The following is a 13,742-nucleotide window of genomic DNA, read 5'->3' on the forward strand; positions in this document are numbered from 1 at the left end:
TGTGCGGGGGCGCAGCCAGTTAAACCCCTGAATTTCGCTCCCGAGGCGCCCTACCATGGCATCGTCACAAGCCCCTGCTGCAAACGCAGCCTCCGCCCCCAAAGCGCAAGCCGCCTACGGCCAACGCGCAGGGCTTCCCCGTCATCTGCAGAACATTCTGTCGCTGCATGACTTCGAGGCCGCCGCACGCAAGCACCTGCCCCGCCCCTTGTTTGGCTATGTCTCCGGCGCGGCTGAAGACTGCGTCTCGCTGCAGGCCAACCGTGACAGCTTCCAGCAATACGGCTTCAGCTCCAGGGTCATGGTGGATGTGTCGCAGCGCAACCAGAAGGTCGAGCTGTTCGGCCAGACCTGGGACTCGCCATTCGGCGTGGCCCCCGTGGGCATCAGCGCCATCAACGCCTACCGAGGCGATCTGGTGCTGGCACAGACGGCGGCTGCCAACCGCATTCCCGCCATCATGAGCGGCACCTCGCTGATCCCCATGGAAGATGTAGCCAAGGCCGCACCGTCTACCTGGTTCCAGGCCTATCTGCCCGGCGACACCACGCGCATCGACGGCCTGATCGACCGCATCGAAGCCGCAGGCTTCGGCACCCTGGTCATCACCGTGGACATCCCCGTCTGGGCCAACCGCGAAAACAATGTGCGCACCGGTTTCTCGATGCCGCTGCGCCCCTCGCTGCGCCTGGCCTATGACGGCATCACCCGCCCGCGCTGGATGGTGGGCACCATGCTGCGCACGCTGATCAACCACGGCATGCCGCACTTCGAGAATTCGTTTGCCACGCGCGGCGCGCCTTTGCTGTCGGGCACTGCCATCCGCGACACCTCGGGCCGTGACCACCTGAACTGGAAGAACATCGAACGCATTCGCCAGCGCTGGAAGGGCAACCTCATCATCAAGGGCATCCTCAACGAAGACGATGCCGTGATGGCCACCGATATCGGTGCGCAAGGCATCGTGGTCTCCAACCACGGCGGCCGCCAGCTCGACGGCGTGGTCGCGCCGCTGCAGATGCTGCCCTATGTGGTGGACCGCGTGGGCCACCGCACGGCCGTGATGATGGACAGCGGCATTCGCCGCGGCAGCGATGTGCTCAAGGCCGTGGCCCTGGGCGCGCGCATGGTGTTTCTGGGCCGCCCCTTCATGTACGCCGCCGCAGTTGGCGGTGCGCAGGGCGTTCATCACGCCATCACCTTGCTGCGTGACGAGGTGGACCGCAATATGGCCATGCTGGGCGCGACATCCATGGCCGAGATCACCCCAAGCTGCCTGCGCGCGACGCGGGCCTGAAACCGCTCAGCCTCTAAGATAGAACGCTTGAACCATAAAAAAGGAGAGCGTCATGCCCATGTTTGTAGACCACTCGCCCCCTGGCGAGTGCATTTTCTGCAAGCTCGTCAAAGGGGAGATTCCATCGGCCAAGGTCTATGAGGACGATCTGACCATCGCCTTCATGGACATCGGCCAGGCCACACGAGGCCATGTGCTGGTAGCCAGCAAGCGCCATGCCGTCAATCTGCTGGAGCTGACGCCCGAGGAAGCCGGCGCCGTGATGCAGACGGCCCAGCGCGTGGCGGCTGCGGTGAACAAGGCTTTCGATCCCGACGGCATCAACATCTTCCAGGCCAATGGCGCGCCTGCGGGGCAGACGGTGTTTCACTTTCATCTGCATGTGCTGCCGCGCTTCGAGGGCGATGGCCTGTCCGTGGTCTGGAAGCGCGAGGAGCCGGGCTTTGCGGCACTGGGAGAGTTGGCTGAGCGCATCAAGGCCCAGCTTTCCTGAAGCAAGCCACTGATAAAAAAAGAGCTGTCAGCGATTGATATTCATAGATTTCAGATAGAAAACCATCTGAAATCCACATATAGCAAGCGCTGGAAGCTCCTATTTTTAAGCCGCAAATTGCGCGAATATTGCATCCAGCTTTGCAATCCACTCGGCCTTCTGCGCCTCAGCGGCAAAACTCGCTTCCAGGCTGTTGCGCGCCAGCTGGTAGGCCTCGGGCGCGCCCATGCCCGTGGCAGCAAATAGCTGGGTGTAGTTTTCGTTGACATAGCCGCCGAAATAGGCAGGGTCGTCCGAGTTGATCATGACCTTGAGCCCGGCCGCCAGCAGGCGCGGCAAATTGTGATCGGCCAGGTCCTTGATCACGCAGAGCTTGAGATTGGACAAAGGGCAGACCGTCAGCGGTATCTGCTCCTTGACCAGCCTCTGCATCAGCAGCGCATCCTGCTCTGACTGCACGCCATGGTCGATGCGCTCCACATTCAGCACATCCAGAGCACCCCAGATATAGGCAGGCGGCCCCTCCTCCCCGGCATGGGCCACCAGGTGCAGGCCCAGTTGCTTGCAGCGCGCAAAAACGCGGGCGAACTTTTCGGGCGGATTGACCAGCTCGCTGCTGTCCAGCCCCACGCCGATGAAGCGGTCACGCAGCGGCAGCGCGGCCTCCAGCGTCTGCAGGGCGCTTTCTTCGCTCAGATGGCGCAGAAAGCTCAGGATCAGCGAGGAGGAAATGCCCTGCTCGATCTGCGCATCGCGGCAGGCGCGGTAAAGACCGTTGATGACGGTCTCCATGGCCACGCCGCGCTCGGTGTGGGTCTGCGGGTCAAAGAAGATTTCCGTGTGCACCACATTGTCGGCCACGACGCGATCCAGATAGGCACGCGCCATGTCGTAGAAGTCCTGCTCGTGCAGCAGCACGCTGGCACCCGCGTAATAGATGTCCAGAAAGCTCTGCAGATCGGTGAAGGCATAGGCCGCGCGCAGAGCTTCCACGCTGTCATAGGCCAGAGCCACCTTGTTGCGCTGCGCCAGCGCAAAAATCAGTTCGGGCTCCAGCGAACCCTCGATATGCATATGCAGCTCGGCCTTGGGCATGGCTCGCAGCAGCTCCGGCAGACGGGAAACATCTACGGCAGGCACGGTGTTCATCTTTATTCTCCTTGGCGCTACGCGCCATTCAATGTCTAGCCTATCAAACCGGCGCAGCTCAAGCCATATGGCCAGCCCCGACCAGTCTGTGACTTCGGCCTGGCGGCCACAAGCCCTTGGTGCGGCCTCCCGGCGAGCCGCATGGACGCCAAGCCGGGGCAGGCGGCAAAGCCTCTCAGGCCTGTCTCAGCAGGTTCCGAAGGCGATCTCCTGGGCCTTCAGGAAACGGCGATAAGCCGACGACATGCGGTCGGCCGCCGAGTGCATTTCTGCGCGCGGATCCAGCGGCAGGGCCTTGGGCAGCTGCGACTCCAGCACAGGCTGGTCCTGCACAAAGATGGTGTGCTGGAAGGTCTGCAACTGCTCATCGGTCGATTCGAAGTCCGCGACCGCCAGACGGAACCAGACGCGGCTGGTTTCGGGGGTGACGGGGCAGATGAACAGGCCGATCTGCTCGCGCCAGCCCTGCTTGGAGCTGCCCTCTTCGGGAATCTTGGTCAGCACGGCGGTGTAGGCGGCGGTCACCTCGTAGGTGTACTCCACCTCGGCCGCCTGGGTGGAGTGCAGATTGGACTGGGGCTGCACGGCCTTGCAGCCCGTCGCCAGCACGCCGGTGGAGGTGCTCTCCACCTTGTAGGTGGCAATGGCCGTGGCGTCACGGCTGCCCAGCCAGCCTTCGTGCACAAAGCCGAAGTGGGACATGTCGAGGAAGTTCTCGATGATGCGCGGCGCACTGGCTGCCACATCGTAAGGCCCGCAGTTCACCTTGCGCAGATGCTCGTCCGTCTCGGCCGCGAACACGGGCAGCTGGCTGTCGGAAGACTCCAGGCGCACCCAGATCAGCCCATAGGCTTCCTGCACCTCGAAGGCCTGCACGCGCTGCGATGCGGGGGGAGTGAAATCGGGCACGGCGGGCACTTTCACGCATTGGCCACCGGAGGAGAATTGCCAGCCGTGATAGGGGCACTCCAGATGTCCTTTCTCCACGCGCCCCATGGACAGGCGTGCACCGCGATGCGGGCAGCGATCCACAAAGGACTGCACCAGTCCCTCGGTATTGCGCCACAGCACCAGCGGCTGTTCCAGCAGCAGCACGGAAAACGGCGCGCTCACCACCTCGGAGGATTGGGCAACAGGATGCCAGAGGGTACGTTCAGTCATGGGGATACTCGTCATTATCGAAATACAAAGGGCCGCTCTGCGGCGGCCCTGTCGCTGCAAGTCGTGTCTGGACGACTGCTAACAGCCAACACTACCCGGCAAACCCGGGGTCTGCCTTGAAGACATGCGCCACAGGCCGCAATCGGTGCGACGAGGCGGCGCGATGCCTGATCCGCAGTGCTTACTTGGCGTCGCCGCCGGGCACTTTGCCTTCCACGCCCTTGACGTAGAAATTGATGCCTTTGAGGAAACCGTCATCGGCAACCTTGTCGGCAGCGATCAGTTCCTTGCCGTCCTGGCCGGTGATAGGGCCCTTCCAGATGGTGAATGTACCTTCCTTCAGTCCCTTTTTCACGTCCTCAACCTTTGCCTTGAGGTCGGCTGGAATGTCGTCAGCCAGTGAAACGATGTCGATCACGCCTTCCTTGACGCCCCACCAGGTCTGGCGGCTGCTCCACTTTCCTTCCAGCGCGCTGCGGGTGGAGTCGATGTAGTAAGGCGCCCAGTTGATGATGGACGAGCCCAGGTGAGCCTTGGGACCATAGGCAGTCATGTCCGAATCCCAGCCGAAGGCACGCTTGCCCTTTTCCTCGGCCGTCTTCAGCACCGCCGGCGAATCGGTGTTCTGGAACAGGATGTCGGCGCCGCCGTTGATCAGGCTGGTCGCAGCTTCGGTCTCCTTGGGAGGGCTGAACCATTCGTTGACCCAGACCACCTTGGTCTTGATCTTGGGATTCACGGACTGGGCGCCCAGGGTGAAGCTGTTGATATTGCGGATCACTTCGGGAATAGGCACCGAGCCCACCACGCCCAGGGTGTTGGACTTGGTCATGCCACCGGCAATGATGCCGGCCAGATAGGCACCTTCGTAAGTGCGGCTGTCATAGGTGCTGACATTGGCGGCGGTCTTGTAGCCGGTGGCGTGTTCCCACTTCACATCGGCAAATTCGGGGGCCAGCTTCTGGATCACGTCCATATAGCCGAAGGTGGTACCGAACACCAGCTTGTTGCCCTGTGAAGCCATGTCGCGCAGCACGCGCTCGGCATCGGCACCTTCGGGCACGCTCTCCACATAGCTGGTCTTGATCTTGTCACCGAACTCTTTTTCCAGGGCTTTGCGGGCCTGGTCATGGGCAAAGGACCAACCACCGTCGCCCACCGGGCCGACATAAGCAAAAGCAATCTTCAGAGGTTCGGGAGCAGCGGCCGCAGGAGCGGCAGCGGGGGCTGCTGCCGGCGCAGCTGCTTCTTCCTTCTTGCCGCAGCCCACGAGAGCGGCCGAGGCAATAGCCGTCAGTGCGGCGACCTTGATCAATGAACGCTTGTGCAAATCAGTCATTAAAGTTTCCTTGGAACAAAGAGTGAGGTTTGAAACCGACAGGAGCGCAAGCCCATGGATACCGGTTACACCTTGGGCAATATATGCATAAACTGCGCCAAATTGCAGATAGGTATCCTGAAAACGACAGCGCAAAAAGAAAGGCCCCTAGGGGCCTTTGATCGGACGCTGGTCAGGCGCCCCGCAAACAGTGCTTATTTGGCACCGGGCACCTTGCCCTCGATACCGTTCACATAGAAATTGATGCTGCGCAGCCAGGCGTCATCGGCAACCTTGCCGGCTTCCAGCAGTTCCTTGCCGGTGTTGTCCTTGATGGGACCGGTCCAGACGGCGAAGGAGCCGTCCTTCAGGCCGGCGCGAGCCTTCTCAACCTTGTCCTTGATTTCCTGGGGCACGTCGTCAGCGATCTTCTTCAGGTCGATGGCGCCTTCCTTCACACCCCACCAGAAGTTGCCGGTCTGCCACTTGCCTGCCAGCGTGTCTTCCACCACCTTGCTGTAGTAGGGAGTCCAGTCGATCACGGCCGAGCCCAGATGAGCCTTGGGCGCGAAGCCGCTCATGTCGCCGTCCTTGCCGAAAGCACGGGCACCGCGCTCCTCGGCCGTCTTCAGCACGGCTGGAGAATTGGTGTTCTGGTACATCACGTCCACGCCGCCGTTGATCAGGCTGTTGGCGGCTTCGGATTCCTTGGGAGGAGCGAACCACTCGTTCACCCAGACCACCTTGGCCTTGATGGAGGGGTCGATGCTCTGGGCGCCCAGCACAAAGCTGTTGATGTTGCGCACCACTTCGGGGATTGGTACCGAAGCCACCACGCCCACGGTCTTGGTCTTGGTCATGGCGCCCGCCACGATGCCAGCCAGATAAGCACCTTCAAAGGTCTTGGTGTCGTACACGGCTGCGTTGTCGGCCGTCTTGTAGCCGGTGGCGTGCTCGAACTTCACATCCTTGACGTCGGCGGCGACTTTCTGCACAAAGTCCTGATAGCCGAAGCTGGTGGCGAAGACCAGCTTGTTGCCCTGACCGATCATGTCGCGCATCACGCGCTCGGCATCGGCAGACTCTGGCACGCTCTCGACCATGGAAGTCTCGATCTTGTCGCCGAACTTCTCCTGGATGGCCTTGCGGCCCAGCTCGTGCTGGTAGGTCCAGCCGCCGTCGCCGATGGGGCTCACATACATGAAGCCGATCTTGAGCTTGTCGGCAGCAGGAGCAGCCGCAGGTGCGGCGGCAGGAGCCGCTGGTGCTTCTTCCTTCTTGCCGCAAGCGGTCAGCACAGCCATGGAAACAGCCGTCAGGCCGATCATCTTGATCAGAGCGCGTTTGCCCAGAGTTGTCATCGAAGTTGTCCTCTCGTTATTTTTGAAAAGCGGATTGCACCACATTTGGGCATCACGCTCCAGGGTAGAAGGGTTTTCCCAGGGAGGCCGGCATATTGGCTCGAATCCAGGTCGGATTACGCGAGATCAGTACCAGCACCACGATGGTGGCCAGATATGGCAGCATGGACAGAATCTGGCTGGGCACCTGGACCCCCGTGGCCTGCAGATGGAACTGCAACATGGTCACGCCGCCAAACAGATAGGCGCCCAGCAGGACGCGGGCCGGTCGCCAGGTCGCGAAAGTCGTCAGCGCCAGAGCAATCCAGCCTCGACCCGACACCATGTTCTCCACCCACAGCGGCGTGTAGACCACGGAGATGAAGGCCCCCGCCAGACCGCACATGGCACCGCCAAACATCACGGCCATCAGACGGATGCGGCGCACGGGGTAGCCCAGGGCATGGGCCGACGAGGGCGACTCGCCGACCGAACGCAACACAAGACCCGCACGCGTGCGGTACAGAAACCAGACCATCAGGGCGGCCAGCACGATGGCGCCGTAGACCAGCGGGTGCAACGTGAACAAGGCCGGGCCCACGAGCGGCAGATCTGCCAGGCCCGGGATGGAGTACTTGGGCAGCTCTGGCAGCTTGGCCTGCACATAGCCCAGGCCCACGAAAGCCGAGAAGCCCGCGCCGAACAGCGACAGCGCAAGACCGGTTGCGTACTGGTTGGTGTTGAACCAGATCACCAGTCCCCCGAAGATGGCGGCCAGCAAGGCCCCTGCCAGCATGCCCGCGCCAAAGCCCATCCAGGTATTGCCGGTGTGCACGGTAGCGGCAAAACCGGCAATGGCAGCGCAGAGCATCATGCCTTCGGCACCGAGATTGACGATGCCCGATTTTTCATTGATCAGCAGGCCCAGGGCCGCCAGCGCCAGAACAGTGCCGGCGCTGAGGGTGGAGCCCAGCAGCAGTGCATAGGATTCCATGGATCAGGCTCCCTTCACTGCAGAAATGGCGCTGCCGGCTTTTTTTGCCACCCAGCGGATGCGATAGGCCACCAGCGTGTCGCAGGCCAGCAGCGCGAACAGCAGCAGTCCCTGGAAGACGCCGGTCAGCGCCTTGGGCAGGCCCAGACGCGACTGCGCCAGCTCGCCACCGATATAAAACATGCTCATGAGAATGGCCGAGAAAATCATGCCCACAGGATGCAGGCGCCCCACAAAGGCCACGATGATGGCCGCAAAGCCGTAGCCGGCGGGCACATAGGGCGTGAGCTGACCCAGAGGGCCAGCGACTTCCAGTGCCCCCGCCAGACCGGCGGTGGCGCCGGAGATCAGCAGCGCCGTCCACAGCGCCTTGCGCGAGGAAAAACCGGCATAGCGTGCCGCCGACGGCGCCAGGCCACCGACCTGCAGGGCAAAACCTGCACGCGTGCGAAACAGAAATGCCCACAGCAGACCGGCCCCCACCAGCGAGATGATGACGCCGATATTCATGCGCATGCCCTGCACCAGCCGAGGAATCTGCGTGACGCGCTCAAAGCTCTTGGTCTGCGGGAAGTTGTAGCCCATGGGGTCCTTCCAGGGACCATAGACCAGATAGCCCAGTACCAGCGTGGCCACATAGACCAGCATCAGGCTGACCAGAATCTCGTTGGCGTTGAAGCGGTCACGCAGCAAGGCGACTATGCCCGCCCAGAGCATGCCGCCCAGCATGCCGGCGATCAGGATGGCCGGCACGATCCAGGGACCGGTGGTCTTGTCGGCCAGCAAGGCAATGCCGCCCGCAGCCACCGCCCCGATGACGAACTGGCCTTCGGCACCGATATTCCAGACATTGGAGCGAAAGCATACGGCCAGCCCCAGCGCGATCAGCAGCAAAGGCGTGGCCTTCACGGCCAGCTCGCCCAGGGCATAGCCCGATTTGATGGGTTCCCAGAAAAAGGCCTGCAAGCCCTTGACCGGATCCTTGCCCAGCAGGGCAAACAGGCAGACCCCTACCAGCACGGTGATCAGCAAGGCCAGAATCGGCGAGCCATAGGTCCAGAACTTCGATGCCTGGGGGCGTTGTTCCAGCTTAAGCATGGGCACCTCCCTGCACGACTGCCGCATCCCACAGGCCGCTCATCCATTCACCAATCTGCTGCACCGTGGCAGCCGCTCTATCCACCGAAGGACTCAGGCGGCCCTTGGCCACCACATGCAGGCGGTCACAAATCTCAAACAACTCGTCCAACTCCTCACTGACCACCAGCACGGCGCAACCCTGGTCGCGCAGCTTGAGAATCTCGCCCCGAATCTGTGCCGCAGCCCCCACATCCACCCCCCAGGTGGGTTGAGAGATGATGAGCAGACGCGGTTTGGCATCAATTTCACGACCCACGATGAACTTCTGCAGATTGCCGCCCGACAGCGACTGCGCGGCCGAATTCGGGCCCCCGGCCTTGACGTTGAAGCGACCGATGATGTCCCGCGCCTGCGCCTGCAGAGCCGCCATGCGAATCCAGCCGCCCTTGCCCACCGCAGTCTTGCGCGTCAGCAACAGGTTGTGGGCCAGGCCCATGCTGGGCACGGCTCCGCGCCCCAGACGCTCTTCGGGCACAAAATGCAGGCCCATGCCACGGCGCCGACCAGGCCCCATGCGTCCCACGCCCTTGCCCAGCAACTGCACGGCCTCTGCCTCGGAACGTGTGTCCTCGCCGGACAGCGCATACATCAGCTCTTTCTGGCCGTTGCCGGAGACGCCGGCAATACCGACGACTTCGCCCGCACGCACCTGCAGAGCAATGCTCTGCAGATCGACACCAAAAGGATCCTGGCTTCTGAGCGACAGGCCCTGTACACGCAGCACGGTATCGCCGGTATTTGCACTGCGGTGCTCCAGTTCCGGCGGCTCCGAGCCGATCATCATGCGCGACAGCGAAGCATTGGTCTCGTTGGCCGGGTTGCACTCTCCCGTCACCACACCGCCGCGCAACACCGTGCAAGCCGTGCACAGCGAGCGGATTTCATGCAGCTTGTGGCTGATATAGAGGATGGAGCAACCTTCCGCGGCCAGGCGGCGCAGCACCACAAACAGCATCTCCACGGCCTGGGGCGTGAGCACCGAGGTGGGCTCGTCCAGAATCAGCACGCGGGGATTGGTCAGCAGGGCGCGGATGATTTCCACGCGCTGCATTTCGCCGACGGAAAGCGTGTGTACGGGACGATGCGGGTCCACCTCCAGCCCGTAATCGCGGGCCGTGGCCTGAATGTTCTCGATCACCTTGGCCAGTGCAATGCTCTTGTCCAGGCCCAGCCAGACGTTCTCGGCCACGGTCAGCGTGTCGAACAGGCTGAAATGCTGGAACACCATGGCAATGCCCAGTGCCCGGGCTTCCTGCGGATTGCGGATCTGCACCGGCTTGCCGTCGACCAGGATGGCTCCCTCATCAGGCTTGACCGCACCGTAGATGATCTTCATCAGCGTGGACTTGCCAGCGCCGTTTTCGCCCAGGATGGCGTGGATCTCGCCGGGCTTAACTTTCAGCGATACCTTGCTGTTTGCAACCACAGCCGGGTACCGCTTGGTAATACCCTCCAGCTGCAAACGCGCAGGTGCACTCGCAGATGGGGAATGTGTCGGGGGGGGATTCATCGCTGGATTGTCTCTCAATTCAAATAACAAATTGACTCAAACAGGCTCTATGCGCTGAACAGGAATACGATACAAGCTATTGATTTCGCAGCGTTAGTGCAACGTTGCGAACCACCTCTCGCAGCCAGCGTGTGGCGGCTCCGGCATGCGAACGCGCATGCCAGAGCTGGTAATAGACCAACGGAGGGAATTCCACGGGGCAAGGCAGTATGGCCAGGGACAGACGTTCGCTGAAACGCTCACAGAACAATCTGCCCGAGGTCATGACAAGCAAGCTTGATGCCACCATGTCGGGAATCAGACTGAAATGCGCGCAGCGTGCCACCACCTGGCGGCTCAAGCCCATGTCTGCCAATTGTTCGTCTATCACGCCCAGGGCACCGGGATAGGCCGGGGTTGGCGCAATATGCTCGGCCTGCAGCCATTGCTGTACATCCCAACCCCTGCGCACTGCCGGATGCTTGGGACTGACCAGACAGACCACCTCGTCCTCGAACAGCTTGGCCATGTGCAGGCCTTCCGGTGGCTGCGGCCAGTTTCCGATGACGACGTCGATCTCGCCATCGGCCAGTTGCCCCTCGTAATGCGCCTCGGCGCTCAGCGGCAGAAAGTCCACCGGGCAATGCGGGGCCTGTGCCTTCATGGCCGACATCAGCCGCGGCAGGAACTGGGGATCCAGATAGTCGCTGGCCGCAATGCGGAAGGTACGAGTCGAGGTGCGCGGGTCAAACTGCCGCGCATCGCTGAACAGCCCCTCGGCCGCACGCAGAATGTCTGCCGAGGGTTGCACCATGCGCAGCCCCACATCGGTAGGCTGCATCTGTGCCCCGGAGCGCACCAGCAAAGGGTCGCCAGCGAGCTCGCGCAGACGCCGCAGTGCTGCAGACACCGCCGGCTGGTGCATGCCCAATCGCAGCGCTGCCCTGGAAACGCTGCGCTCCGTCAGCACCGTGTGCAGCACCCTGATCAGGTGCAAATCTATCTTGTCGAACAAGGTCTGGTCACGCATAGGTCACGGCCATCCGGGCGCTTTGGCACGGCCAGCCTCATCCATTTTGTATACAAAGCAGCCGCAGAGCGTAACTCAGTCAGCCCCTTTGAGCAGCCAAGGGATTGCCCTCTAGGCTGTCATATCTGCCTTGAATTCAGCATGCGCAATCCGGCTCAGACCGCAGCCGTCATCACTTCCACACGGTTGCGCCCTTTGCGCTTGGCGGCGTAGCAGGCCATATCGGCCCCCTTAAAGGCGCTGGCCGCCGTGTGGTAGCTGGCATCCAGCAACAGCATGCCGATGCTGGCACTCAGCATATAGCGCTGCCCCTGGTAGGAGCCCTCCCAGTCCTGGATGGCCATGCACAGCAGCTGCGCATGGCGCATTCCCTCTTCCCGGCTGATTCCGGCCATGAGAATGGCAAATTCATCGCCCCCTACCCTGGCCACCCAGCCATGAGGGCGTACCGTTGATTCGATCAATCGGGCGATATGGCCGAGCACCTCGTCACCCACTTCACGCCCGCCCTGGCGATTGACCTGGGAGAAGTGGTCCAGGTCCACATACAGCACGATGCCATGCGCCTTGGGCTCGCTCTGCGAACGGGCGATCACATTCGCGCCGCCCAGGCTCTCCAGATAGTCTGGAGTCGTATATTCGCGCAGCCATTCCTTGAGCCGCAGAGCAAACGCCGTTCGGTTGGGCAGACGGGTCAAGGGATCGTGCATGGCTTTCCAGCTCGATTGCTCGCGCAACTGCCGCTGCGTGGTCACATCCTCCAGCTCCCAGACCAGGTATTGACCATCCAGCGCCTTGCCCGACTGCTCCCAGGCCCTGTGCATGCGCTGCATGCTCTGACCGTGAATTCGCACCCATATCGGCCTTGAATCCTTGCGTACCAAGCAGACTTCGCTATCAAATTGTCCGTAAGTATCCAGAGCCCGCCGGACCCGCCCCATCAGATCCTCATAGTCGGCATCGCTGGCACACAGATCACGCACAGCCAGGCCCTGCATTTCCTGAGGCTGATAGCCAAGTACTCTGGCTGCCTGCATGCCCACACGCTGCACTTTCGAGCCATGCGTCACGATCAAACCCACGGGGGCATAGTCCATCAAGGTCTGCAACTGCATTTGCAAATCACGCTCCAGCTCGCCATGCGCCTCATATCCACCGCCCAGGGCCTGCAAGGCAGTGCGCAGGGTCTGGGCCTCTCCCCAGTCATGATCGGACAGGCCATGCCACCAGTTGTCCCCCCGGCTGCCCAAGTCCACTTCCAACATCAGCCCGCGTCGAGAAGCCTGCTCTGCCGAGCGGAACAAGGCCGTCAGCGGATAGGCGATCAGGCAAAGCACCGCGCCAAGCAGTCCAGCCAGTATCAGAAGGGCCGTGGCCAGCCAGCCCATCATCTTGACCGAGACTCCCGGCACCCATTCCTGAACGTTGCTGACCTTCAGCAGAGTCCATTGCGCCCAAGGCAGCGGCATGGCGCTCCAGAGCTGGTTATTTCTCTGTTCACTGACCGCACCGGTCTGTGCCGTCTTGAGCCAGGCTTGATCCAGCCCGCGAGGTAGCGCAGCATCTCCCAAGGCAGGGGGCAATTGCCACTGCCCCTTGCTGCTGAGAGCCAGCGGACGCAGATCACGGTCGATCAGCAGCAACTGGCTACCCGCTTCGGCAGAGGCAACCTCCAGCGAAAACAACACCGACAAAGGCGTCCGGTAGCTGCCGCCAAGAACGCCTTGCAACTTGCCTTGCAGATCACGCACCGGCACGACATTCTGAAACTCCAGCTGCAGGCCCGCATCACCGGCACGCACCCAGGCTTGGGTGATCGGCTTGCCCTCAGCCAACGAACGCTTGAGCACTTCACGCAGCGGCTCTTCAAGCTGTTCTGCGGCCAGCGCCTGCTCCTGATGCAGATTGACCAGCAACTGCCCTTTTCCATCAGCCAGTTGAAGTTGCTCATACTGCTGTGCCATGGATGTGGGCTGCTTGAGCATGGCCTGCAGTGACTCCGGAGAATCATGCATATGGCCCGCCAGCACAGAGGACAGACTATGCAGGGGCTTTTGCTGCTGCTCGACTCTGAAGGCCAGCGAACGAGCCGCGTATTCCAACGCCTTGGTCTGCGCCGGCAGCGCTCCGTCCATGACCGCCCGGCGCAGTGAATAAGCCACCCAGCCCGCAGCGCCAGCTCCAGCCAGCAGCACTGCAATCATGGCAACAAGCACCATGCTGCGCAGCATGGGGCCTGGGCCTCTGCGTATTCGCCCAGACTGTGGCGCGGCAGCAACCTCCTCTGGCTGCGACGGCGCAACCCATGGCGGCTCTGCTTGCAGGGAGAAG

The 13,742-nt window shown here is 62.0% G+C and carries 11 protein-coding genes; 2 read left to right on the plus strand and 9 right to left on the minus strand.

Features of this window, described 5'->3' with window-relative positions; all coding sequences use genetic code 11:
• Positions 1-55: 55 nt before the first annotated feature.
• A complete protein-coding gene (locus Cth01_RS17810; protein WP_045839956.1) occupies positions 56-1,297 on the plus strand; it encodes an alpha-hydroxy acid oxidase in 1,242 nt (413 codons plus the stop codon).
• Between the two features lie 52 nt (positions 1,298-1,349).
• Positions 1,350-1,790 carry an HIT family protein gene (locus Cth01_RS17815; RefSeq protein WP_034353633.1) on the plus strand — a complete coding sequence of 147 codons (441 nt, stop codon included), beginning with the start codon at positions 1,350-1,352 and terminating at the stop codon, positions 1,788-1,790.
• Between the two features lie 105 nt (positions 1,791-1,895).
• Here Cth01_RS17815 and Cth01_RS17820 read toward each other — a convergent pair whose 3' ends face one another.
• The 9 genes from Cth01_RS17820 to Cth01_RS17860 all read right to left on the minus strand — a co-directional run bounded on the left by Cth01_RS17820 (position 1,896) and on the right by Cth01_RS17860 (position 13,642).
• On the minus strand, positions 1,896-2,939 hold the full coding sequence (locus Cth01_RS17820; protein WP_045839957.1) for an adenosine deaminase: 1,044 nt from the start codon (positions 2,937-2,939) through the stop codon (positions 1,896-1,898).
• A 186-nt stretch (positions 2,940-3,125) separates the two neighbouring features.
• Positions 3,126-4,100, minus strand: coding sequence for an aromatic ring-hydroxylating dioxygenase subunit alpha (locus Cth01_RS17825; RefSeq protein WP_045839958.1), 975 nt, complete (start codon positions 4,098-4,100; stop codon positions 3,126-3,128).
• A gap of 181 nt (positions 4,101-4,281) precedes the next feature.
• Positions 4,282-5,439, minus strand: coding sequence for a BMP family ABC transporter substrate-binding protein (locus Cth01_RS17830; RefSeq protein WP_003067156.1), 1,158 nt, complete (start codon positions 5,437-5,439; stop codon positions 4,282-4,284).
• Positions 5,440-5,633: 194 nt separating this feature from the next.
• The gene (locus tag Cth01_RS17835) at positions 5,634-6,779 is read right to left on the minus strand and encodes a BMP family ABC transporter substrate-binding protein (protein WP_003067155.1); all 1,146 of its coding nucleotides are present in this window, start codon (positions 6,777-6,779) and stop codon (positions 5,634-5,636) included.
• Positions 6,780-6,831: 52 nt separating this feature from the next.
• Positions 6,832-7,752 (minus strand): ABC transporter permease, encoded by a 921-nt coding sequence (locus tag Cth01_RS17840; RefSeq protein WP_003073332.1) that lies wholly within the window; start codon positions 7,750-7,752, stop codon positions 6,832-6,834.
• 3 nt (positions 7,753-7,755) lie between these two features.
• A complete protein-coding gene (locus tag Cth01_RS17845) occupies positions 7,756-8,850 on the minus strand; it encodes an ABC transporter permease (RefSeq protein ID WP_034353645.1) in 1,095 nt (364 codons plus the stop codon).
• Positions 8,843-10,402 carry an ABC transporter ATP-binding protein gene (locus tag Cth01_RS17850; protein WP_034380525.1) on the minus strand — a complete coding sequence of 520 codons (1,560 nt, stop codon included), beginning with the start codon at positions 10,400-10,402 and terminating at the stop codon, positions 8,843-8,845. Before Cth01_RS17850 ends, Cth01_RS17845 begins: the two co-directional genes overlap by 8 nt.
• A gap of 76 nt (positions 10,403-10,478) precedes the next feature.
• Positions 10,479-11,411 carry a LysR family transcriptional regulator gene (locus Cth01_RS17855; RefSeq protein WP_045839959.1) on the minus strand — a complete coding sequence of 311 codons (933 nt, stop codon included), beginning with the start codon at positions 11,409-11,411 and terminating at the stop codon, positions 10,479-10,481.
• 155 nt (positions 11,412-11,566) lie between these two features.
• Positions 11,567-13,642 carry a sensor domain-containing diguanylate cyclase gene (locus Cth01_RS17860; RefSeq protein ID WP_034409605.1) on the minus strand — a complete coding sequence of 692 codons (2,076 nt, stop codon included), beginning with the start codon at positions 13,640-13,642 and terminating at the stop codon, positions 11,567-11,569.
• Positions 13,643-13,742: the final 100 nt, after the last annotated feature.

It is taken from the genome of Comamonas thiooxydans, assembly GCF_000964545.1.
In the GTDB taxonomy this organism is placed as follows: Bacteria; Pseudomonadota; Gammaproteobacteria; order Burkholderiales; family Burkholderiaceae_C; genus Comamonas; species Comamonas thiooxydans.

Bases quoted from the DNA above. Each gene is read 5' to 3' on its own strand.
- Cth01_RS17810 (WP_045839956.1), top strand. From the start codon at position 56: ATGGCATCGTCACAAGCCCCTGCTGCAAACGCAGCCTCCGCCCCCAAA.
- Cth01_RS17815 (WP_034353633.1), top strand. From the start codon at position 1,350: ATGCCCATGTTTGTAGACCACTCGCCCCCTGGCGAGTGCATTTTCTGC.
- Cth01_RS17820 (WP_045839957.1), bottom strand. From the start codon at position 2,939: ATGAACACCGTGCCTGCCGTAGATGTTTCCCGTCTGCCGGAGCTGCTG.
- Cth01_RS17825 (WP_045839958.1), bottom strand. From the start codon at position 4,100: ATGACTGAACGTACCCTCTGGCATCCTGTTGCCCAATCCTCCGAGGTG.
- Cth01_RS17830 (WP_003067156.1), bottom strand. From the start codon at position 5,439: ATGACTGATTTGCACAAGCGTTCATTGATCAAGGTCGCCGCACTGACG.
- Cth01_RS17835 (WP_003067155.1), bottom strand. From the start codon at position 6,779: ATGACAACTCTGGGCAAACGCGCTCTGATCAAGATGATCGGCCTGACG.
- Cth01_RS17840 (WP_003073332.1), bottom strand. From the start codon at position 7,752: ATGGAATCCTATGCACTGCTGCTGGGCTCCACCCTCAGCGCCGGCACT.
- Cth01_RS17845 (WP_034353645.1), bottom strand. From the start codon at position 8,850: ATGCTTAAGCTGGAACAACGCCCCCAGGCATCGAAGTTCTGGACCTAT.
- Cth01_RS17850 (WP_034380525.1), bottom strand. From the start codon at position 10,402: ATGAATCCCCCCCCGACACATTCCCCATCTGCGAGTGCACCTGCGCGT.
- Cth01_RS17855 (WP_045839959.1), bottom strand. From the start codon at position 11,411: ATGCGTGACCAGACCTTGTTCGACAAGATAGATTTGCACCTGATCAGG.
- Cth01_RS17860 (WP_034409605.1), bottom strand. From the start codon at position 13,642: ATGCTGCGCAGCATGGTGCTTGTTGCCATGATTGCAGTGCTGCTGGCT.